This is a genomic window from uncultured Streptomyces sp. (assembly GCF_947488945.1).
Classification (GTDB): Bacteria; Actinomycetota; Actinomycetes; order Streptomycetales; family Streptomycetaceae; genus Streptomyces.
Map to the genome: position 1 here is coordinate 12,367 of NZ_CANLBS010000012.1, position 19,579 is coordinate 31,945.

Genomic DNA, 19,579 nt, shown 5'->3' on the forward strand with positions numbered 1-19,579 from the left:
GCTCTCCGCGCGAGCGGAGGTGGGTCGGTTCATCACGAACCAAGCGGCACCCCTTGGTGGTGCTCTCCGCGCGCGCTGAGGTGGGACGCGGGTGGTGGCTCGGGGCACTCTTCGTCCATGGTCACCCTCGGTTACTATGCTTACTCCATGCCCGGAAGCGGAGGGCGCGCGGCTGCCGACGGGCTGCTCAGGGAGCGGTGGACGGGGCGGTGGCTGGTTGGATCTTCCCAGATTTTCCTGGGGTTGATCGACGCGATCCTCACGATTGCACCCCCCTTGGGTGTACCCAGCTACCGTGGGCGTAGAAGAGATGGATGGCCTGGGAAAGTGCTGACTGAAGTAACCGCGACCCGCTATGTCACGCCCCTGCGTGAAGGTGGTTCGCTCCCCGGGATCGTCGAGGCCGACGACCTGGGGACGTACGTCATGAAGTTCACCGGCGCCGGGCAGGGGCGTAAGACGCTGGTGGCCGAGGTGATCTGCGGGCAGCTCGCGCGGCGGCTGGGGCTGCAGGTGCCGGAGCTGGTCACGATGTGGCTGGACCCCGTCATCGGGCTCGGCGAGCCGGACCAGGAGGTGCAGGAGCTGCTGAAGGCGAGCGGCGGGCTCAACCTGGGGATGGACTACCTGCCCGGTTCGATCGGGTTCGATCCGCTGGCCTATCAGGTGGACTCCGTCGAGGCGGGCCGGATCGTGTGGTTCGACGCGCTCATCAACAACGTCGACCGGTCCTGGCGCAACCCCAACATGCTCGTCTGGCACGGCGACGTCTGGCTGATCGACCACGGTGCGACGATGATCTGGCACCACAACTGGCCCGGTGCGCAGGCGTCGGCCGCCAAGCCGTACAACGCCTCCGACCACGTACTGGCTCCGTTCGCGCCAGACATCGCCGCCGCTGCGGCCGAGCTGGCCCCGCTGGTCACCGAGGAGCTGCTCACCGCGGTGGCCGCCGACGTGCCCGACGCGTGGCTCGCCGACGAGCCAGGGTTCGACTCCACCGACGCCCTGCGCCGCGCCTACGTGGAGCCGCTGCTGGCCCGCGCCGCGACCGTGCACGAGCGGATCGTCCAGGATGCGCCGGCCGCCACGGGCGGCCCGTCCCGAGCGCCCGGCTGGCTCGTCGAACGCCTGGCCCCCAGGGCGCGCGACGTGGAGCACGGCCGGTCCTCGGCGGCCGGTACCGAAGGGGAGGGCGGCCGATGAGCGCGCGCACGGTCTTCGAGTACGCCTTGCTACGGGTCGTCCCCCGGGTCGAGCGCGGCGAGTGCTTCAACGCGGGCGTCGTCGTCTACAGCCGGGCGCACTCCTTCGTCGCCGCCCGCACCCACCTCGACGAGGGCAAGCTGGCGGTGCTGGACCCGGCCGCCGATGTCGCCGGGGTGCGCGCCGCCCTGTACGGCGTCGAGCGGATCTGCTCCGGCGGGGAGATCGCCGGGCAGGCGGCAGGCGACGACGCGGGCCGGCGCTTCCGCTGGCTGGTGGCTCCCCGGTCGACCGTGGTCCAGCCGGGACCGGTGCACACCGGTCTCACTCTCGACCCGGCCGCCGAGATCGAGCGGCTGCTGGCTCTCCTGGTCCGCTGACGGTGCGGGCGCCGCGACCGCCGAGACCGGCGTGACCGCCGTGACCGCCAAGACCGGCGCGACCGCCGCGACCGCTGTGGGCGGACCCCGTACGGGAGTCCGCCCCCGGCGGTGACATGCCGTCGGCCCACGCGCGTCCGCACGCCCTCCGAGCCCACGCGCTTCCGCACGCCCCCGTACCCGCGCGCCCCGGCCCCCGGCCCCTCCCCGGCCTCCTCCGAACCCGTCCCCCGCCCGCCTCCCGCACCCCCGTCCGGCGCGCCGGGGGAGTGTGACATGCGCCCCCTCGCCGCCGGGCCGTTGACACCGGGTGCCAGGGCTTCTAGCGTCACGTGCGATGAAGGTACTAAGCGGTCGCTCAGTCTCCCGGGCCTTGTCGGTCCGACGGGGGCCGTCGGCCGCCGGGCCGCGATCTCAGGGCGAGGAGAGCCAAGGATGACCACCACCGAGCAGCGTGTCGCCATCGTGACCGGAGGGGCGCGGGGCATCGGCGCTGCCACCGCCGTCCGACTCGCGGCCGAGGGCCGCGCCGTCGCCGTACTCGACCTCGACGAGGCGGCCTGCAAGGACACGGTCGAGAAGATCACCGCCGCCGGGGGCACCGCCCTCGCCGTCGGCTGCGACGTCTCCGACAGCGCCCAGGTCGAGGCCGCCGTCGCGCGGGTCGCCGCCGAACTCGGCGCTCCGACCATCCTCGTGAACAACGCGGGCGTGCTCCGCGACAACCTGCTCTTCAAGATGAGCGAGTCCGACTGGGACATCGTGATGAACGTCCACCTCAAGGGCGCGTTCCTCATGGCGAAGGCCGTGCAGAAGCACATGGTCGACGCGAAGTTCGGCCGGATCGTCTCGCTGTCCTCCTCCTCCGCGCTCGGCAACCGGGGGCAGGCCAACTACGCCGCGGTCAAGGCCGGCCTCCAGGGATTCACCAAGACGCTCGCCAAGGAGCTCGGCAAGTTCGGCATCACGGCCAACGCCGTCGCTCCCGGCTTCATCGTCACCGAGATGACGGCGCAGACCGCTGCCCGGGTCGGCATGGGCTTCGAGGAGTTCCAGGCTGCCGCCGCCACCCAGATCCCGGTGCAGCGCGTCGGCTTCCCCGAGGACATCGCCAACGCCATCGCCTTCTTCACCGGTGACGACGCGGGCTTCGTCTCCGGTCAGGTCATGTACGTCGCCGGCGGACCGCTCAACTGACCCGAAGGGCAACGGACATCATGACTGTGCAGGACAGCGGCAAGGTCGCGCTCATCACCGGCGGCAGCCGGGGCATCGGCTACGGCATCGCCGAGGCGCTGGTGGCCCGGGGCGACCGGGTGTGCCTCACCGGGCGCGGCGAGGAAGCACTCAAGGCGGCCGTCGAGAAGCTCGGTTCCGACCGTGCGATCGCCGTCCCCGGCAAGGCTCACGATGCGGCGCACCGGGTCGAGGCGGTGGAACGCACCATGGAGGCGTTCGGCCGGATCGACCACCTCGTCAACAACGCCGGTACCAACCCGGTGTTCGGCCCGATCGCCGATCTCGACCTCGACGTGGCGCGCAAGGTCTTCGAGACCAACGTCATCTCGGCCCTCGGTTTCGCCCAGCAGACCTGGAAGGCGTGGCAGAGCCAGAACGGCGGCACGATCGTCAACATCGCCTCGGTGGCGGGTCTCTCGGCCTCGCCGTTCATCGGCGCCTACGGGGTGAGCAAGGCCGCCATGGTCAACCTCACGCTCCAACTGGCGCACGAGTTCTCCCCGTTGGTGCGAGTCAACGCCATCGCTCCGGCCGTGGTCAAGACGAAGTTCGCCGAGGCGCTGTACGAGGGCCGGGAGGCGGAGGCCGCGGCCTCGTACCCCATGGCGCGCCTGGGCGTTCCCGAGGACATCGGCGGCGCGGCGGCCTTCCTGACCTCGGAGCAGTCCGGGTGGATCACCGGCCAGACCCTCGTGGTCGACGGGGGAATCTTCCTGAATGCCGGCGTGGGATGAGAGTCCTGCGCCACTTTGCCACCGAATGACTCAAGAGCCCTGCCGGGCCTGGTGATTGGACCGGCGGGGCTCTGCGGTATGGTCTGCCGACCCACGGCTGATCGAGGAGCGTGCACGTGTTCTACCGGGCCAGTCTGCGGGCGGCCGCAGCCCTTGCATCCCTTTCCCTGCTGGCCGGTTGCGGCCTGATCGGCGACAGCGGATCGGACGTCGACCAGCACCTCTCCGTCGGAACCACGAGTTCGCCCTCGACCCTGGATCCGGCGGGTGCCTGGGACAACTCCTGGGAGTTGATGCGCAACGTCTTCCAGACGCTGGTCGCCTTCCCCACCGGTACCACCAAGCCGGAGCCCGACGCCGCGGACAACTGCGTCTTCACGGACTCCACGAGCATGGCCTACCGGTGCGAGCTGCGCAGCGGACTCACCTTCTCCAACGGCGAGAAGCTCGACGCCGAAGCGGTGAAGTACTCCATCGACCGGATCGTGAAGATAGCCGCCAAGGGCGGCCCGCTGGGCCTGCTCGGCTCGCTGGACCGGGTGGAGACCAAGGGCGACGACATCGTCGTCTTCCACCTCAACAAGCCGGACGCGACCTTCCCGTTCGTCCTCGCCACCCCCGCCATGTCGATCGTGGCGCCGGGGGAGTACCCCGAGGACAAGCTGCGCGAGGGCGACGGGGTGACGGGCTCCGGCCCGTACGTGCTCGACTCGTACGAGAGCGGCGTGTCGTCCGAGCTGACCAAGAACCCGAAGTACAAGGGGTTCGCGGACCGCAAGAACGACGGCGTGACCATCCGGTACTTCGAGCAGTCCGACGCGATGGTGAAGGCGCTCAAAGCCAAGGAGATCGACGCCACCTACCGCGGCCTGACCGCCGACGAGGTCGTCGGCCTGGAGGACGACAAGGGGGACAACAACGGTCTGCAGATCGTCGAGTCCACCGGCGCCGACATCCGCTTCCTCGTCTTCAACCCTAAGGACCCCGCCGCCGGCAAGCCCGCCGTCCGGGAGGCGGTGGCCCGGCTGATCGACCGGGACGCGCTCGTCGCCAAGGTCTACCAGGGCACCGCCGAACCGCTGTACTCCATGATCCCCAAGGGCATCGCCACCCACGCCACCAGTTTCTTCGACGTCTTCGGCGACCCCGACCCGGAGAAGGCGGCCGAGGCACTGGAGGACGCCGGCATCACGGCGCCGGTCAAGATGACCTTCTGGTACACCACCGACCGCTACGGCTCGGCCACCGAACCGGAGTTCAAGGAGATCAAGCGGCAGCTGGAGGAGTCCGGGCTGTTCGAGATCACCCTGCAGAGCGCGCCCTGGAAGACCTTCCAGGAGGGCTTCAACGCGGGGAAGTACCCGGTGTTCGGCCGAGGCTGGTTCCCGGACTTCCCGGACCCCGACAACTTCGTGGCCCCCTTCGTCGGCCCGGAGAGCGTCACCGGCACCCCCTACCTCAGCAAGGAGATCACCTCCGAGCTGCTCCCCTCCTCCCGCAAGGAGAGCGACCGGGGCGCCGTCAGCAAGCAGTTCGAGCGGGCGCAGCAGATCCTCGTGAAGGACGTCCGGCTGCTGCCGCTGTGGCAGGGCAAGCTGTACGTGGCCGCGGGCGAGGACATCGGCGGCGGCGAGCGGGCCCTCGACCCGCAGACGGTCATGCAGATGTGGGAGCTGTACCGCAAGGCGAGCTGGTAGGTGGGAGAGGGCGGGCGGCAGGCGTTGTCAGTGGCCCCCGGTAGGTTCTGTTCACAAGAACCGAACGCTTTCCGGAGGTTGTCCTCGTGACCGACACCGACCTGCTGCTGCCCGAGTCCTGGCGCGGCGTCCTCGGCGAAGAACTGCAGAAGCCCTACGTCAAGGAACTCGTGGACTTCGTCGAGGAGGAGCGCGCCAAGGGTCCGGTGTACCCGCCGCGCGACCAGGTCTTCGCAGCGCTGGAGGCCACGCCGTACGACCGGGTGAAGGTGCTCGTCCTCGGCCAGGACCCGTACCACGGGGAGGGGCAGGGCCACGGGCTCTGCTTCTCCGTGCGGCCCGGTGTGAAGACGCCGCCCTCGCTGCGCAACATCTACAAGGAGATGCAGGAGGAGCTCGGCCTGCCCGTCCCGGACAACGGCTATCTGATGCCCTGGGCCGAGCAGGGCGTGCTGCTGCTCAACGCGGTCCTCACGGTGCGCGGCGGCGAGGCCAACTCGCACAAGGGCAAGGGCTGGGAGAAGATCACCGACGCCGTGATCCGGGCGGTCGACGCCCGGCCCGACCCGGCCGTCTTCGTCCTGTGGGGCAACTACGCGCAGAAGAAGCTGCCGCTGATCGACCAGGAGCGGCACATCGTGGTGAAGGGCGCCCATCCCTCGCCGCTCTCCGCGAAGAAGTTCTTCGGCTCGCGCCCGTTCACCCAAATCAACGAGGCGATCGCGGCCCAGGGTCACGACCCGATCGACTGGCGCATCCCGAATCTCGGCTGAGCCCACCATCGGCACCCCGCCCCCGGCACCCCGGCGCTCCCGCACCGACCGACCGCCTCCGCACCTCCGCTCCGGCGCCCCGGCCCGTACTCCGGCGGCCCGGCGGGGCCCGCGCCGGGTCCGGTGGGCGGTCGCGGCCGGGCCCGGCGGGCTGACAGGCCGTGCGGGCGCACCTCGGCGGCATCGGGGACGGCTGCGGTTATGGTCGGTTCGTCCCACCGGCCCCGGCGCCCGTGCCATCGGCGGCCGGCGGATGGATCCGAGGAGAGCCCAGTGACGGAGCAGCAGGAGGCTTCCCGGGAAGCCGTCATGACCAGGATCGGGCAGGCGGTCATACTGCTGCACGGCGGCGACCGCGAGGAGGCCCGGAACCGCTTCGGCATGCTGTGGTCGGAGATCGGCGAGCACGGCGACGCGCTGCACCGCTGCACCCTCGCCCACTACATGGCCGACGCTCAGGACGACCCGGATGACGAACTGGCCTGGGACCTGCGGGCCCTGACCGCCGCCGGCGCGCTCGCCGACGGTCGGGACGGGGAGCACCGGGACTTCTCGGCGGTCCGCTCCCTGTACCCGTCCCTGCACCTCAACCTCGCCGCGGACTACCTCCGCCTGCACCGCCCCGACGCCGCCCGCGACCACCTCGACCGGGCGAGAGCCGCGGCCCGGGGCCTGGACCACGCGGGGCACGACGGCGGGGTGCGGGACGCGATCGACCGGCTGGAACGGACGATGCGCCACGAACACTGAGGCCCTACTCCGGCCCGCTTCGCCGGACGTCCGGACGTCCGGACGCCTGGACACCGGGCGTCCGTGCAGCCCGGCGTCCCGCGTCCCGGCGCGTCCGTGCAGCCCGGCGGCCCGGCGCTCCGGCGGGTGCGGCGTCCCACCGGCCCCACGGGCCGCGAAGGCGGGCCGTCAGCCGTACACGCTCTCGCAGATCCGGGCCTGTGGGCTGCCGGCCGGCCACCGGCCGACCCCTCGCCCCAGCGCGCACACGTCCACCGGCACGGCCGGACGGAGCACGCGGGGCAGCGGCGGCGCGGGCGGGGCCGGCCGGGGCCGGCGCGGGGGCGCCGGCGGGTCCGCCGGGCGGTCTCGGGCCGGGCGGGTGGTGCCGGGGAGCGGACGCGTCTCCGGCGGCGCGGAGGAGGCGGAGGGCGTCGGATCGGGAAGGGCGCCGAGGGACTCCCGGCCGGGCTCTTCGAGGACCTGCGGGTCCATCTCGCCCGCCGCAGTGGCCGCGGGCCGGGGTACGGGCACGTTCGCCGGGCCGGGGGTGACCGAGACGCATCCGGAGAGCGCGGCCACGGCCGTCCCCAGCAGGGCGGTCACGGTGATTCGGGTTCGCTGCACCCGGTAACTCTGCGGTGCGTCGAGGGGCCGGCGGGAGGCGGGAACGCCTGATTGGCCCGCACGAGTGACCCGGTCAGCGCCCCGGCCCCGTTCGCCCGCGCGGGGAGCCGCACCGTCGCGGCCGTGCCGCGTACGGGTGTGCCGGGCGCCCGCTCCGGGGAGGCCGTCGGCCGGGTGGCCGCGCGGGGGCCCGACGTATGCTGCCCCGGGCGACGGACCGATCCGGGCGCGCCCACCCCCTCGCGAAAGGCGGAGACACCCGTGAAGGTCGGCTGCATCGGACTCGGTGACATCGCGCAGAAGGCCTACCTGCCGGTGCTGAGCACCCTGCCGGGGATCGAGCTGCACCTGCACACCCGTACCCCCGCCACCCTCGACGCGGTGGGCGAGGCGTACCGGGTCCCCGCGGAGCGGCGACACACCACGCTCGACGGCCTGCTCGCCGAAGATCTCGACGCGGCCTTCGTGCACGCGCCGACGGTCGTCCATCCCGAGATCGCCGGCCGCCTCCTCGACGCCGGGGTGCCCACCTTCGTGGACAAGCCGCTCGCGTACGACCTCGACGCGGCGACCGCGCTGGTCGAGCGGGCCGAGGAGCGGGGCGTCAGCCTCGCCGTGGGGTTCAACCGCAGGTTCGCCCCCGGCTACGTCCGGTGCGCCGACCACGCCCGCGAGCTGATCCTGCTCCAGAAGAACCGGGTGGGGCTGCCCGAGGACCCGCGGACCATGGTCTTCGACGACTTCGTCCACGTGGTCGACACCTTGCGGTTCCTCGTCCCCGGCCCGGTGGACCGGATGTCGGTGCGGGCCAGGATCGTGGACGGGCTGATGCACCATGTCGTGCTCGACCTCTCCGGCGACGGCTTCACCGCCCTCGGCATGATGAACCGGCTCAACGGCTCCACCGAGGAGATCCTCGAAGTCTCCGGTCAGGACACCAAGCGCCAGGTCCTCAACCTGTCCGACATCGTCGACCACAAGGGCCAGCCCACGTTGCGACGGCGTGGCGACTGGGTGCCGGTCGCCCGGCAGCGGGGCATCGAGGGGTGCGTGACCGCCTTCCTCGACGCCGTGCGGGCCGGACGCACCCTCAGCGCCCGCGACGCCCTCGCCACCCACGAACTGTGCGAGCGCGTGGTCCGGGAAGCCCTGGCACAAGCGTCGTCCTGATCGGCCCGTACCCCCGCCGGACGGCGCGTAGGCCACCATGCAGGGGCCTACGCCAACGGGCCCGGCACCACCCGGCACCACCCGGCACCACCCGGCACCACCCGGCACCACCCGGCACCACCCGGCCCCGCGCGGGTCCTCCGCCGCGCGGGGCTACGGCGTACGCCCCGACGACGCGCGTCCCCACCGCGAGCGGCCCGACGACGCCGGGCGCGACGAGACCCGGCCCGACGACGCCAGGCCGGACGAGCCACGCGAGCGGCCCGGACGCAGCAGGTCCGCCGCGCAGAACAGGCCGAGCGCCAGCAGCGCCCCGTACACCGCCCAGTCGCCGAACCGGACGTAGAGGGTGGTGGTGCCGTCGGCGAGCGGTACCTCGTAACGCGCGGCGGCCTCGGTACCGGTGCCGAGGGCCGGGCCCACCCGTGCGCCGTCCGGGCCGTGCACCACGCTGACGCCGGTGAGCGTGGCGTGCACCATCGGGCGGCCGTTCTCCGCCGCGCGCAGGGCCGCCAGGGAGGCGTGCTGGAGCGGCGCCCAGCTGTGCTGGAAGGTCGAGGTCGACGACTGCGCGACCAGCACCCGCGCGCCGTCGCGGGTCAACCGCCTTGCCATGTCCGGAAAGGCCGTCTCGAAGCAGACCAACGGGCCCAGCGCCGGTCCGCCGCCCGGCAGCGGCATGACCACCGGCCGGGTGCCCCGCAGCCGGTCCTCACCCGCCGCCCGGCCCACCGAGGTGGCCCATCCGAGCAGGCCGCGCGCCGGGACGTACTCGCCGAACGGCACCAGCCGCATCTTGTCGTAGCGCGGGCCGGTGGGGCCGTCCGGGCCCACCAGGACGGCGGACTTGTAGATGCCCGCGGGTTCCGCGCCGCCGGAACCCGCCGTGCCCGCCGTGCCGTTCTGCCGGGCGTCCACGTTGACCAGCAGATACGCCCCGGTGAGCCGGGACAGCGCGGCGAGCCGGGCCGCCGTGCGGGGGCTGTGCGCCGGGTCCAGGCCGACGCTGCTCTCGCCCCACACCACCAGATCGAGGTCCTGTCCGGCGAGCGAGCGGGTCAGCTCCTCGCCGCGGGCCAGCCGCCGTTCCACGCTGTCCGGACCGCCCACCACGCCCGGCTGGACGACGGCGATGCTCGCGGTGCCCGCGGACCCGGGCCGGGGCGCCCAGGACACGGCCGCGGTGAGCAGCAGCGCGCACCCCAGCAGCGCGACCGCACCCACCGCGCGGAGTCCGCGGCCCACGATCAGCAGGACCACCGCGGTGTTCACCGCCACCACCACGAGGCTCATCAGCCACACCCCGCCGGCCGACACCGCGGCCAGGGCGGCCGGCACCTGCCACTGCGAGGCCCCCAGCAGCCCCCACGGGCCGCCGAGCCCCTGCCACGACCTGACCAGCTCCGCCAGCAGCCAGCCCGCGGGCACCACCACGACGGCCGCCGCGGCGCGGCGGACCGACGGGGTGCCGGCCAGCGCCCGGCGGATCAGCAGGCCCCACGGCACCCAGAGCACCCCGAGCAGGGCGCCCAGCAGGACGAGGAAGACGTGCAGGCTCGGCAGCAGCCAGTGGTGCACCGCGATCATGAAGCCGGCGCCCCCCAGCCACGCGTCGTACGCGGCCCGCCGGGCGCCGTCCGCCGAGCGGACCAAGAGGATCCAGGGCACCAGCGCGACGTACGCCCACCACCACAGGGACGGGGCGGGGAAGGCGAGGGCCGGCAGCGCTCCGGCCACCAGGGCGGCGGCCCAGCGCACCGGCCCGGAGGCGGGCAGTGCGCGCCCGCGCCCGCCGGGGACGATCGGTACCGCTCCGGTGATCTCCCGCATCTCGTCCCGGCCTCCTGTCGTCGCTCACCGCCGTGCCTGTCCAAGGGCGGCCTCCCGGCCCGCGCACCCGCCCCGGAGCGGCGCGCCTCACCGGATGCGTGCCCCGGTACGCATGATCCACCCCTGGGGGCCCGTGCTCAGCAGGGCACGACGGCGACCGGGCCCAGCGCGTGGGTGACGGTGGTCTGCGCGACCGGGGAGAGGCCGAGGCCCAGCGACTCGCCACCCCGGCGGCGCCCCACCACGGTCAGTGCGGCCGTCGCGGACGCCGTCACCAGCGTCCGGCCGGCCGAGCCGCTCACGGGCTCCCGTACGACCTCGACGCCGGGGAACCGGGACTGCCAGCCGGCCGTCAGTTCCGCGAGGCTGCGGCCCACGGCGTTCCCGGCCGCGTCCCGGTCGAAGACGGGACCGCCGGCGAGCATGGAGGAGAACATGGTCCAGCCGTGCACGACCCGCAGCCGGGCGCCGGGCCGGGTGTCGGCGGTGGTGAACGCGAAGTCCAGCACGGCGTCGCTCGTCTCGTCCGCCGCCACCCCGGCCACGATGTCGGGGAAGCCGGCCGGTTCGCCGCCCCCGTCCGTCCCGTTCTCGTCCCGGCGCCCGCTGTGCGCCACGACGACCGGGCAGGTGGCCATGGACGCCACGGCCAGGCTGTTGGAGCCGAGCATCAGGGAGCGGAAGCCACCCAGTCCCCGCGAGCCGAGCACCACCATCGCGGCGTCCCGGCCGAGCGCGATCAGCGCCGCCGCCGGGAAGTCGAGGGGGGCCAGGGTGCCGGGGCGCAGATCAGGGGCGACGGCGGCGGTCCTGCGCACGGCCTCGGCGAGGAGGTCGTCGGACTCCCGCAGCTGTTCCTCCTGAACGGTGCGCCGGGTCAGCGGCCGCACGTGCACCACGGTCAGCGGAAGCCCGCGCCGCACCGCCTCACGGGCGGCCCACTCCAGCGCGGTCCAACTGTGCGGGGAACCGTCCACTGCGGACACGATCGGTTGCTTTTCGCTACTCATGGGGCCTCCGGGATCACGGTTCTCCCTCCCAGCCTGGTGCCTGCGGGGCCCGGACGCGAGGGGCGGAGGCAGCAGGCACGGGAGCGGGCACGGGAGCGGCTCCCGAGAATCCGTCGCACCCCGCCCGGCCCGTTCCGTGGCCGGCCGTGCGGCCGCCCGGCGGGACCGGTGGTCCGTTCCGGCCGGGACTCCGGACCCCGACGGCCGGGACCTCGGACCCTGTGCGGCGTCGGCGGGCCGGGGCAGGCACCTCTGCACGCGTGTCCGCGCCCGCGGGCCCGGGGGCAGCACGCCGTGACCGCGCCGCACGAAACGTCCCAGGAGGCACACCATGTCCGCCGTTTCCCTGTTCAGCCGACCCGGCGCCGCCCGCAGCGACGTGGGGAGGCGCATCGCCCGCTGCCGGGAGGAGACCGGAATCAGCCGCGAGGCACTCGCCCGGGAGGTCGGGGCCGACCCCGGCTACCTGCGGCACGTGGAGGAGGGGGGCGCCGAGCCCGCGACCGCGGCGCTGCTGCGGATCGCCACCGCTCTCGGAGTCCCGTTCGGCGAACTGCGGGGCAGGGCGTCGGAGTCCGCTCCGGGCCGGGGGACCGCCGCCGAATCGCCGGAGACGGGAACGCTGACGCCCGATGAGTGCTGGGGCCGGCTCGCCGGCCACGGAGTGGGCCGGATCGGGATGCGCGGCGCCTCGGGGGAGCCGCTGATCCTGCCGGTCAACTACTGCGTCACGCCGGACGGCGCACTCGCCTTCCGCACCCGGAGGCACGGCGTGCTGGCCGCAGCCGAGGGGCAGGACGTCGCCTTCGAGGCCGACCGGATCGACGAGGTGATGAGCGCCGGCTGGAACGTGCTGGCGGTGGGCCGGGCCCGACGGGTCACAGATTCCGGGGAGGCGGAGCGTCTCGACTCCGCGGCCTTCAGCCGTCCGTGGCCCGACCCGTTCCGACGGACCTGGATCGTCGTCGAGCCGGACGTGCTGTCCGGTCGTCGCATCCGCACCTGACGCGAGAACGCCGTGTGCCGGAGGACCTGTCCCACGACGGGTCCTCCGGCATACGGTCCGCCGTCGGCGGCGGGGGTCAGCCGATCAGCAGGTCGCTCTTCAGGTCGCGCAGTTCGCGCGCGTCGATGCCGAGGCCCTTGCGCAGGTACGTGCCGAACGAGCCGTAGGAGTCACGGACCTCGTCGAAGCCCGAGTTGAGGTACTCGGCGCGCACGTCCAGCAGCGGCTTGTAGACCTTCGCCTGCTCCGCGGGCATCGCGGCGAGGGCCGCCGCGTTCGCCTCGGCGCGGTAGGTGTTGCTGGCGAGGTAGTCGGACGTCACGGTGGAGCGGGGTACGCCGAGCGCGGTCAGCAGCGCGGCCGTCGACCATCCGGTGCGGTCCTTGCCGGCGGTGCAGTGGTAGAGCACGCCGCGCCGGTCGTCGTCGGCGACGCCCGCGTACACCGAGCTGAAGGCGGCCTGGGCGGTGGCGCCCGACACCATGTACTTCTCGCCCTCGACCATCATCGCGACGGCCGCGGCCTCGCTGGTCGGCAGAGTGGAGGCGGGCGACGAGGCGCCCATGACGTCGGCGACGTGGTAGGTCGCACCGGCCGGCACCCGGTCCGGGGCCGAAGTCCGCTCCGACTCCATCCGCAGGTCGTACACGGACCGGATGCCGAGCCGCTTCAGCTTGGCCAGGTCGGCGGTGGTGAGCTTGTCCAGCGCGTCGGAGCGGTAGACCGCGCCCATGCGCACCCAGTGGCCGTCCGAGGTGCGGTAGCCGCCGGCGTCCCGCACGTTGACGGTCCCGTCGAGCTTGATCAGCCGGTCGGCGAGGTGCAGCGAACCACCGCGCTCCGGCACCAGGTCGAACCACTGGCGGTCGGCGGCCTTCAGCCCGCGCACGGTCACGTCACCGCTGGATCCGCCGTGCGCCACGGCGCGCCCGCCGGCCCGGACGGTCACCTTCTGCACACCGGGGGACTTCCATGCGATGCGGAACGAACCGTCGTCGCCGGCCGTCACCGTCGCCTCGGTGAAGGGGATGTGCCGGGCCGCGGCCGAGCCGTGCGAGGCGGAATGGGAGGGGAGGGCGACGGCCGAGGGAGCCGCGAGGGAAGCGGTCGCGGTGGCGAGCACGAGCGCCGCCCCGGCGAGGGAGGAGGTCTTCATGTCCCGGATGTTCCGGGGCGGGAACGACCGGAAGGTGTACGGAGCCTGGCCGCGCGGTGCAGACCGGATGACCGGTGTATATGCCACGGAGCGGGCGGTACCCGCTCCGACCTGGGCCGACGCGGACGCCGGGGCCCGCGGGCGGTCGCACCGGCGCGGCCCCGCGGGCCCGTCAGCGCACCCGGACCCCGCGCTGCCACACCGCGTGGGCCAGCGGCACCCCCGGACGGTAGGCCAGGTGCACATGGCTGGGGGCGTCCAGCATCAGCAGATCGGCGCGGGCGCCCGGGGCGATCCGCCCGATGTCGGTGCGGCAGAGCGCGGCCGCGCCGCCCGCGGTGGCCGACCAGACCGCTTCGTCGGGCGTCATCCCCATCTCGCGCACCGCGAGCGCCACGCAGAACGCCATCGAACTGGTGTAGGAGGAGCCGGGGTTGCAGTCGGTGGACAGTGCCACGGTGACGCCCGCGTCGAGCAGCCGCCGGGCGTCGGGCCAGGGCGCGCGGGTGGAGAACTCGGCGCCGGGCAGCAGGGTGGCCACCGTGCTGCCGGCGGCGAGCGCGTCCACGTCGGCGTCGGAGAGGTGGGTGCAGTGGTCCGCCGAGGCCGCGCCCAGTTCCACGGCGAGGCGTACCCCCGGTCCCTCGGTGAGCTGGTTGGCGTGCACCCGCGCCCGGAGCCCGCGCGCGATGCCGGCTTCCAGGACCGCGCGTGCCTGGTCGCCGTCGAACGCGCCCCGCTCGCAGAAGACGTCCACCCACCGGGCGTACGGCGCGCAGGCGTCCAGCATCTCGCCCGTCACCAGCTCGACGTACGCCGCCGGGTCGGTGTCCGCCGGGACGACGTGGGCGCCGAGATAGGTGACCTCCTCGGTGTGGTCGGCCGCGATCCGCAGCGCCCGCGCCTCGTCGGCCACGGTCAGTCCGTAGCCCGACTTGGTCTCCTGGGTGGTGGTGCCCTGGTGCAGCGCCTCGGCGAGGTGCCGGGTCAGGTTCTCGGTGAGCTGGGCGTCGCTCGCGGCGCGGGTGGCGGCGACGGTCGTGCGGATGCCGCCCGCCGAGTAGGGGCGGCCCGACATCCGGGCGGCGAACTCCTCGGTGCGGTCGCCGGCGAACACCAGGTGCGCGTGCGAGTCCACGAAGCCGGGCAGCACGGCGCGTCCGCCGGCGTCGACCCTCTCGTCCGCGGACGGCACCCGCGCGCTGTCGCCGACCCAGACGATCCGGTCGTCCTCCACGACGACGGCCGCGTCCCGGAGGACCCCGAGCGGACCGGTGCCGTGCGACGGGTCGTTGGTGATCAGGGTGCCGATGCGGGTGAGGGCGGTACTGGTCATCGGGGGTTCTCTCCTGGAGGTAAGGGTCCGCGCCTACGGGGGCGGGGGCGGCGGCCGGTCCGGGGGCGTCTCCCCCGCCGCCCGGACCGGTCCGGCGAACGGGCGGGTTCAGTCGCGCAGGGCGGCGACGGCCGCCGCCAGGGCGCCCGGAACGTCGGACACCCCGGTGTGCGTGCCGTTCACCACCACGGCCCGGCCGCCGACCACGGTGTGCCGCACGTCGGCCGCCGACGCCGCGAACACGGCGGTCTCCGCGCCGTGGCGGACGTCGGCCCCCGCGGTGCGCACCGAGTCGAGCGCGACGGTGGTGAAGTCGGCGAGCGCGCCGGGCGCGAGCCGCCCGGCGTCCTGCCAGCCGAGGGCGCGATGGCCGCCGCCGCTCGCGGTCTCCAGCAGCCGGGCCGCGCTCCAGTGGCCGCGGGCGCGGGTACGGAGCCGTTCGTTCAGCTCCATCGCCCGCGCTTCCTCGAAGAGGTCGATCACCGCGTGGCTGTCGCTGCCCAGGCTCAGCGGGGAGCCCGCCCGCTCCAGGGCGGCCGCGGGCCCGATGCCGTCGGCGAGATCGCGTTCGGTGGTCGGGCACATGCAGGTGCCGGTCCCGGTGGAGCCGAGCAGAGCGATGTCCTCGTCGGTGAGATGGGTGTTGTGGACGCCGGTGGTGGACGGCCCCAGCACCCCGTGGTCGGACAGCAGTCGGGCCGGGGTGCATCCGTGGGCGGCCAGGCACGCCTCGTTCTCCGCGGGCTGCTCGGAGAGGTGCACGTGCAGCGGGGCGCCGCGCAGCCGGGCGAACTCCGCGACGGTGCCGAGCTGTTCGGCCGGCACGGCCCGTACCGAGTGCACGGCGGCGCCGATCCGGAGCCGTTCGCCGTCCTTCAGCGCGTCGGCCCGCGCCGCCCAGGCGTCGGCGCTGCCGTCGCTGAAGCGGAGCTGACCGGGGCCGGGAGGGGCGCCGAACCCCGCCGACAGGTAGGCGGTGTCCAGCAGGGTGAGCCGGACGCCCGCGTCGTCGGCGGCGGCGATCAGGGCCCGGCCCATGGCGTTCGGATCGGCGTACGCCGTGCCGTCGGGGGAGTGGTGGAGATAGTGGAACTCCCCGACCGCGGTGATGCCGGCCAGTGCCATCTCCGCGTACACCGCGCGGGCCAGCCGGTAGTAGCTGTCCGGCGTCAGCCGGGCCGCCACCGCGTACATGACCTCGCGCCAGGCCCAGAAGGACTCGGGCGCCGCACCGGTGGCCGAGGCGCCGCCGGCCGCCTGGGCGACTGCGCGCAGCGCGCGGTGGAAGGCGTGCGAGTGGGCGTTGGCGAGGCCGGGCAGGGTGAGGCCGCGCAGCACGGTGGCGCCCGGCGGGGCGGCGGCCGTGGAGGGGGTGACCCGGGCGACGCGGTCGCCCGCCAGGGTGAGGAGCACCCCGGACGCGACCCGGTCGCCGAGCCAGGCGTGCTCCAGCCAGTAGGCGCCGGTGGCTCCGGGCGCGGTGTCGGTGCTCATGCGCAGGCGAGTCCTTCCAGTACGTCGGCGAGGGCCGTCACGCCGGCGACGCAGTCGTCCTCGTCCGCCGTCTCCGCGGGCGAGTGGGAGACGCCGGTCGGGTTGCGGACGAACATCATGGCGGTGGGGACGGCCGCGGACAGGATTCCAGCGTCGTGTCCCGCTCCGGTCGCCAGCACCGGCACCTGGTCGCCGAGGAGCCGCGAGAGGGTGTCGCGCAGTCCGTCGCCGAAGGTGATCTCCGGGGTGAACGACTCCCGTACGACGTCGACGCGGGTGCCGTCCCGGCCCGCGCGGTCGCGGGCCGCGCTCTCCACGGCCGCCACCAGGGCGTCCAGGGTGGACTGCTCGGCGGCCCGCGAGTCCAGCCAGCCGCGGACCAGCGAGGGCACCGCGTTGACCCCGTTCGGCTCGACGGACACCTTGCCGAAGGTGGCCAGGGCGCCCGCCGCCGCGGCCTCCTGCCGGGCGGCCAGGACGGTCGCCGCGTAGGTGAGCATCGGGTCGCGCCGGTCGGTGAGCCGGGTGGTCCCGGCGTGGTTCGCCTCGCCGTGGAAGTCGAACCGCCAGCGGCCGTGCGGCCAGATCGCCGAGGCGATGCCGACCGGTGAGCCGGTGAGGTCGAGGGCGCGGCCCTGCTCGATGTGCAGTTCCACGAACGCGCCGATCCTGCCCAGCCGTTCGGGGTCCGCGCCGATCGCCTCCGGATCCCGGCCGGCGCGTTCCATCGCGGCCGCCAGGGTGGTTCCGTCGGCGTCCCGCAGGGCGCGGGCCGCGTCGGGGGCGAGCTGCCCGGCGGCCAGCCGCGAGCCGACGCAGGCGAGCCCGAACCGGGCCCCCTCCTCGTCGGTGAAGTTGGCCACCGCCACGGGCCGGGTGAACTCCACTCCCCTGTGGCGGAGTTCATCGATCGCCGCGAAGGAGGAGACCACGCCGAGCGGCCCGTCGAACGCGCCGCCGCCCGGCACCGAGTCGAGGTGCGAGCCGATGGCGACGGCGTCGGAACCGGCCGGATCGCCCAGCCAGGCCCACTGGTTGCCGTTGCGGTCGGTCTCGCAGACCATGCCCCGGTCGGCCGCCTGCGCGGCGAACCACGCACGGCAGTCGGCGTCCGCGCCGGTCCACGCGTGCCGGTGGTAGCCGCCGGTGGAGGCGTCCCGGCCGATCGGCAGGAGACCGGTCCACATCTCGTGGAAGGAGGCGGCGCTCATCCCCGCCCGTCCTCGCGCATCGGGATGCGGACGCCCTGGTCGGCGGCGGTGCGCCCGGCGATGTCGTAACCGGCGTCCACGTGGCGGATGACGCCCATGGCGGGGTCGTTGGTCAGCACCCGCCGGATCTTTTGCCCGGCGAGTTCGGTGCCGTCGGCGACGCTGACCTGCCCGGCGTGGATGGAGCGGCCCATGCCCACCCCGCCGCCCTGGTGGAGGGAGACCCAGGTCGCGCCGGAGGCGGTGTTGACGAGGGCGTTGAGCAGCGGCCAGTCCGCGATGGCGTCGGAGCCGTCGAGCATCGCCTCGGTCTCGCGGTACGGGGAGGCGACCGAGCCGGTGTCCAGGTGGTCGCGGCCGATGACCAGCGGCGCCGCGAGTTCGCCGCTCGCCACCATGTCGTTGAACCGCTCTCCCGCCAGGGCGCGTTCGCCCTGGCCGAGCCAGCAGATCCGGGCCGGCAGCCCCTGGAAGCGCACCCGTTCGCCGGCCATCTTGATCCAGCGGGCCAGCGACTCGTTGCCGGGGAAGAGGTCGAGCATCGCCCGGTCGGTCTTGTGGATGTCGGACGCCTCGCCGGAGAGGGCGGCCCAGCGGAAGGGGCCCTTGCCCTCGCAGAACAGCGGCCGGATGTACGCGGGGACGAAGCCGGGGAACGCGAAGGCGCGCTCGTACCCGGCGGTGCGGGCCTCGCCCCGGATGGAGTTCCCGTAGTCGAACACCTCGGCCCCGGCGTCCTGGAAGCCGACCATCGCCTCCACGTGCCGGGCCATCGACTCCCGTGCGCGGTCGGTGAATTCGGCCGGCTTCTCGGCCGCGTACGCCGCCATGTCGGCGAAGTCGACGCCGAGCGGGAGGTAGGACAGCGGGTCGTGCGCGGAGGTCTGGTCGGTGACCACGTCGATGGGCGCGCCGTCGGCGAGCATGCGGGGCAGGAGTGCGGCGGCGTTGCCCAGCAGACCGATGGAGAGGGGGCGGCGCGCGTCCCGTGCCTCGGTGGCCAGTGTCAGGGCGTGCGCCAGGCTGTCGGCCCGCACATCGAGGTAACCGTGCTCGATCCGGCGGCCGATGGCGCGCGGGTCGCAGTCGACGCAGATCGCCACGCCGTCGTTCATGGTGACGGCGAGCGGCTGGGCGCCGCCCATGCCGCCGAGTCCGGCGGTGAGGGTGATGGTGCCGGCCAGGGTGCCGCCGAACTTCTTCGCGGCGACGGCCGCGAAGGTCTCGTAGGTGCCCTGGAGGATGCCCTGGGTGCCGATGTAGATCCACGAACCGGCCGTCATCTGGCCGTACATGGTGAGTCCGAGCGATTCCAGGCGGCGGAACTCCTCCCAGTTGGCCCAGTCGCCCACCAGGTTGGAGTTGGCGAGCAGGACGCGGGGCGCCCACTCGTGGGTCTGCATCACGCCGACCGGACGCCCGGACTGGACCAGCATGGTCTCGTCCTGCTTGAGCGTGCGCAGGGTGCGGACCATGGCGTCGTACGAGCGCCAGTCGCGGGCCGCCTTGCCGGTGCCGCCGTAGACCACCAGCTTGTCGGGGTGCTCGGCCACCTCGGGGTCGAGGTTGTTCTGCAGCATCCGCAGCGCGGCTTCCTGGGGCCAGCCCAGGGCGGTGAGCGCGGTGCCGCGGGGGGCGCGTACGGGCCTTGCTCCTGACATGGGTGCCTCCTGGCGCATCTGTGGTATCTATTCAGATGGTCACATCATGAATAAGAACTAGTCAATAGGGGGCCCGAACGGGGGGTCCCCTGCTCACTCTCGCCACCGGCGGGGCGGTGACCGCCGTCCGGCGCGCCGGACGGGGTCCGAACGCCCCGGATGCCGGGACGGGTGAGGGCCGCCGAGTGCTCGGCGTCCGAGAGCCGTGCTCGTGGGCGGGGCCTGCCGGGCGGTCCTCCCGCCCGCCCGGCATAGGGTCATGCAGACTTCTCGGTCGTCGGACGCACTCCTCCCGACGTGTCGCCGGTGATGCGCCCTGC

At 73.8% G+C, this 19,579-nt stretch carries 17 protein-coding genes and 1 CRISPR repeat array (1 of these 18 cut by a window edge); of the genes, 9 read left to right on the forward strand and 8 right to left on the reverse strand.

Features of this window, described 5'->3' with window-relative positions; genetic code table 11:
- Positions 1-88: a CRISPR direct-repeat array (repeat unit 29 nt) (it extends 1,284 nt beyond the left edge of the window).
- 239 nt (positions 89-327) lie between these two features.
- The 7 genes from Q0994_RS19955 (at position 328) to Q0994_RS19985 (ending at position 6,779) form a co-directional block, all read left to right on the forward strand.
- A complete protein-coding gene (locus tag Q0994_RS19955) occupies positions 328-1,206 on the forward strand; it encodes a HipA family kinase (protein WP_299536820.1) in 879 nt (292 codons plus the stop codon).
- On the forward strand, positions 1,203-1,586 hold the full coding sequence (locus Q0994_RS19960) for a DUF3037 domain-containing protein (RefSeq protein WP_299536823.1): 384 nt from the start codon (positions 1,203-1,205) through the stop codon (positions 1,584-1,586). The genes Q0994_RS19955 and Q0994_RS19960 overlap by 4 nt, the downstream gene beginning before the upstream one ends.
- 435 nt (positions 1,587-2,021) lie before the next feature.
- Positions 2,022-2,783 carry a 3-oxoacyl-ACP reductase FabG gene (fabG, locus tag Q0994_RS19965; protein WP_299536826.1) on the forward strand — a complete coding sequence of 254 codons (762 nt, stop codon included), beginning with the start codon at positions 2,022-2,024 and terminating at the stop codon, positions 2,781-2,783.
- Between the two features lie 20 nt (positions 2,784-2,803).
- Positions 2,804-3,559 (forward strand): SDR family oxidoreductase, encoded by a 756-nt coding sequence (locus Q0994_RS19970; protein WP_299536829.1) that lies wholly within the window; start codon positions 2,804-2,806, stop codon positions 3,557-3,559.
- A 116-nt stretch (positions 3,560-3,675) separates the two neighbouring features.
- Entirely contained in the window at positions 3,676-5,256 is a 1,581-nt protein-coding gene (locus Q0994_RS19975) for an ABC transporter substrate-binding protein (protein ID WP_299537268.1), read from the forward strand.
- A gap of 86 nt (positions 5,257-5,342) precedes the next feature.
- Positions 5,343-6,029 (forward strand): uracil-DNA glycosylase, encoded by a 687-nt coding sequence (locus tag Q0994_RS19980; RefSeq protein WP_299536831.1) that lies wholly within the window; start codon positions 5,343-5,345, stop codon positions 6,027-6,029.
- 273 nt (positions 6,030-6,302) lie between these two features.
- Positions 6,303-6,779, forward strand: a complete 477-nt coding sequence (locus tag Q0994_RS19985) for a hypothetical protein (protein ID WP_299536833.1) — start codon at positions 6,303-6,305, stop codon at positions 6,777-6,779.
- A gap of 168 nt (positions 6,780-6,947) precedes the next feature.
- On the opposite strand, the gene Q0994_RS19990 is transcribed toward Q0994_RS19985, so the two are convergent.
- Entirely contained in the window at positions 6,948-7,385 is a 438-nt protein-coding gene (locus tag Q0994_RS19990; protein WP_299536835.1) for a hypothetical protein, read from the reverse strand.
- A 261-nt stretch (positions 7,386-7,646) separates the two neighbouring features.
- Here Q0994_RS19990 and Q0994_RS19995 point away from each other — a divergent pair, with 261 nt between their 5' ends.
- Positions 7,647-8,555 (forward strand): Gfo/Idh/MocA family protein, encoded by a 909-nt coding sequence (locus Q0994_RS19995; protein WP_299536838.1) that lies wholly within the window; start codon positions 7,647-7,649, stop codon positions 8,553-8,555.
- A 153-nt stretch (positions 8,556-8,708) separates the two neighbouring features.
- On the opposite strand, the gene lnt is transcribed toward Q0994_RS19995, so the two are convergent.
- Together lnt and Q0994_RS20005 are read right to left on the reverse strand one after the other, a co-directional pair.
- On the reverse strand, positions 8,709-10,385 hold the full coding sequence (lnt, locus tag Q0994_RS20000) for an apolipoprotein N-acyltransferase (RefSeq protein WP_299536841.1): 1,677 nt from the start codon (positions 10,383-10,385) through the stop codon (positions 8,709-8,711).
- A 137-nt stretch (positions 10,386-10,522) separates the two neighbouring features.
- A complete protein-coding gene (locus Q0994_RS20005; protein WP_299536844.1) occupies positions 10,523-11,395 on the reverse strand; it encodes a universal stress protein in 873 nt (290 codons plus the stop codon).
- Positions 11,396-11,726: 331 nt separating this feature from the next.
- Here Q0994_RS20005 and Q0994_RS20010 point away from each other — a divergent pair, with 331 nt between their 5' ends.
- Positions 11,727-12,401, forward strand: a complete 675-nt coding sequence (locus Q0994_RS20010) for a pyridoxamine 5'-phosphate oxidase family protein (protein ID WP_299536846.1) — start codon at positions 11,727-11,729, stop codon at positions 12,399-12,401.
- A gap of 76 nt (positions 12,402-12,477) precedes the next feature.
- Here the strand turns inward: Q0994_RS20010 and Q0994_RS20015 are convergent, their stop codons facing one another.
- From Q0994_RS20015 to hutU, 5 genes are all read right to left on the reverse strand, one after another.
- On the reverse strand, positions 12,478-13,557 hold the full coding sequence (locus tag Q0994_RS20015) for a tyrosine-protein phosphatase (RefSeq protein ID WP_299536849.1): 1,080 nt from the start codon (positions 13,555-13,557) through the stop codon (positions 12,478-12,480).
- A 172-nt stretch (positions 13,558-13,729) separates the two neighbouring features.
- Complete coding sequence (gene hutI / locus Q0994_RS20020; protein WP_299536851.1) at positions 13,730-14,893, reverse strand: imidazolonepropionase; 1,164 nt, start codon at positions 14,891-14,893, stop codon at positions 13,730-13,732.
- 108 nt (positions 14,894-15,001) lie between these two features.
- Positions 15,002-16,387, reverse strand: a complete 1,386-nt coding sequence (locus Q0994_RS20025) for a formimidoylglutamate deiminase (protein ID WP_299536853.1) — start codon at positions 16,385-16,387, stop codon at positions 15,002-15,004.
- Positions 16,384-17,598 (reverse strand): allantoate amidohydrolase, encoded by a 1,215-nt coding sequence (locus Q0994_RS20030; protein WP_299536855.1) that lies wholly within the window; start codon positions 17,596-17,598, stop codon positions 16,384-16,386. Before Q0994_RS20030 ends, Q0994_RS20025 begins: the two co-directional genes overlap by 4 nt.
- Positions 17,595-19,259 carry a urocanate hydratase gene (gene hutU / locus Q0994_RS20035; protein WP_299536858.1) on the reverse strand — a complete coding sequence of 555 codons (1,665 nt, stop codon included), beginning with the start codon at positions 19,257-19,259 and terminating at the stop codon, positions 17,595-17,597. Before hutU ends, Q0994_RS20030 begins: the two co-directional genes overlap by 4 nt.
- Between the last annotated feature and the right edge of the window lie 320 nt (positions 19,260-19,579).

What these genes read in the sequence shown, in the direction of transcription:
- Q0994_RS19960 (WP_299536823.1), top strand. Translation starts at nt 1,203, where the DNA reads ATGAGCGCGCGCACGGTCTTCGAGTACGCCTTGCTACGGGTCGTCCCC.
- fabG (WP_299536826.1), top strand. Translation starts at nt 2,022, where the DNA reads ATGACCACCACCGAGCAGCGTGTCGCCATCGTGACCGGAGGGGCGCGG.
- Q0994_RS19970 (WP_299536829.1), top strand. Translation starts at nt 2,804, where the DNA reads ATGACTGTGCAGGACAGCGGCAAGGTCGCGCTCATCACCGGCGGCAGC.
- lnt (WP_299536841.1), bottom strand. Translation starts at nt 10,385, where the DNA reads ATGCGGGAGATCACCGGAGCGGTACCGATCGTCCCCGGCGGGCGCGGG.
- Q0994_RS20005 (WP_299536844.1), bottom strand. Translation starts at nt 11,395, where the DNA reads ATGAGTAGCGAAAAGCAACCGATCGTGTCCGCAGTGGACGGTTCCCCG.
- Q0994_RS20010 (WP_299536846.1), top strand. Translation starts at nt 11,727, where the DNA reads ATGTCCGCCGTTTCCCTGTTCAGCCGACCCGGCGCCGCCCGCAGCGAC.
- Q0994_RS20015 (WP_299536849.1), bottom strand. Translation starts at nt 13,557, where the DNA reads ATGAAGACCTCCTCCCTCGCCGGGGCGGCGCTCGTGCTCGCCACCGCG.
- hutI (WP_299536851.1), bottom strand. Translation starts at nt 14,893, where the DNA reads ATGACCAGTACCGCCCTCACCCGCATCGGCACCCTGATCACCAACGAC.
- Q0994_RS20025 (WP_299536853.1), bottom strand. Translation starts at nt 16,387, where the DNA reads ATGAGCACCGACACCGCGCCCGGAGCCACCGGCGCCTACTGGCTGGAG.
- Q0994_RS20030 (WP_299536855.1), bottom strand. Translation starts at nt 17,598, where the DNA reads ATGAGCGCCGCCTCCTTCCACGAGATGTGGACCGGTCTCCTGCCGATC.
- hutU (WP_299536858.1), bottom strand. Translation starts at nt 19,259, where the DNA reads ATGTCAGGAGCAAGGCCCGTACGCGCCCCCCGCGGCACCGCGCTCACC.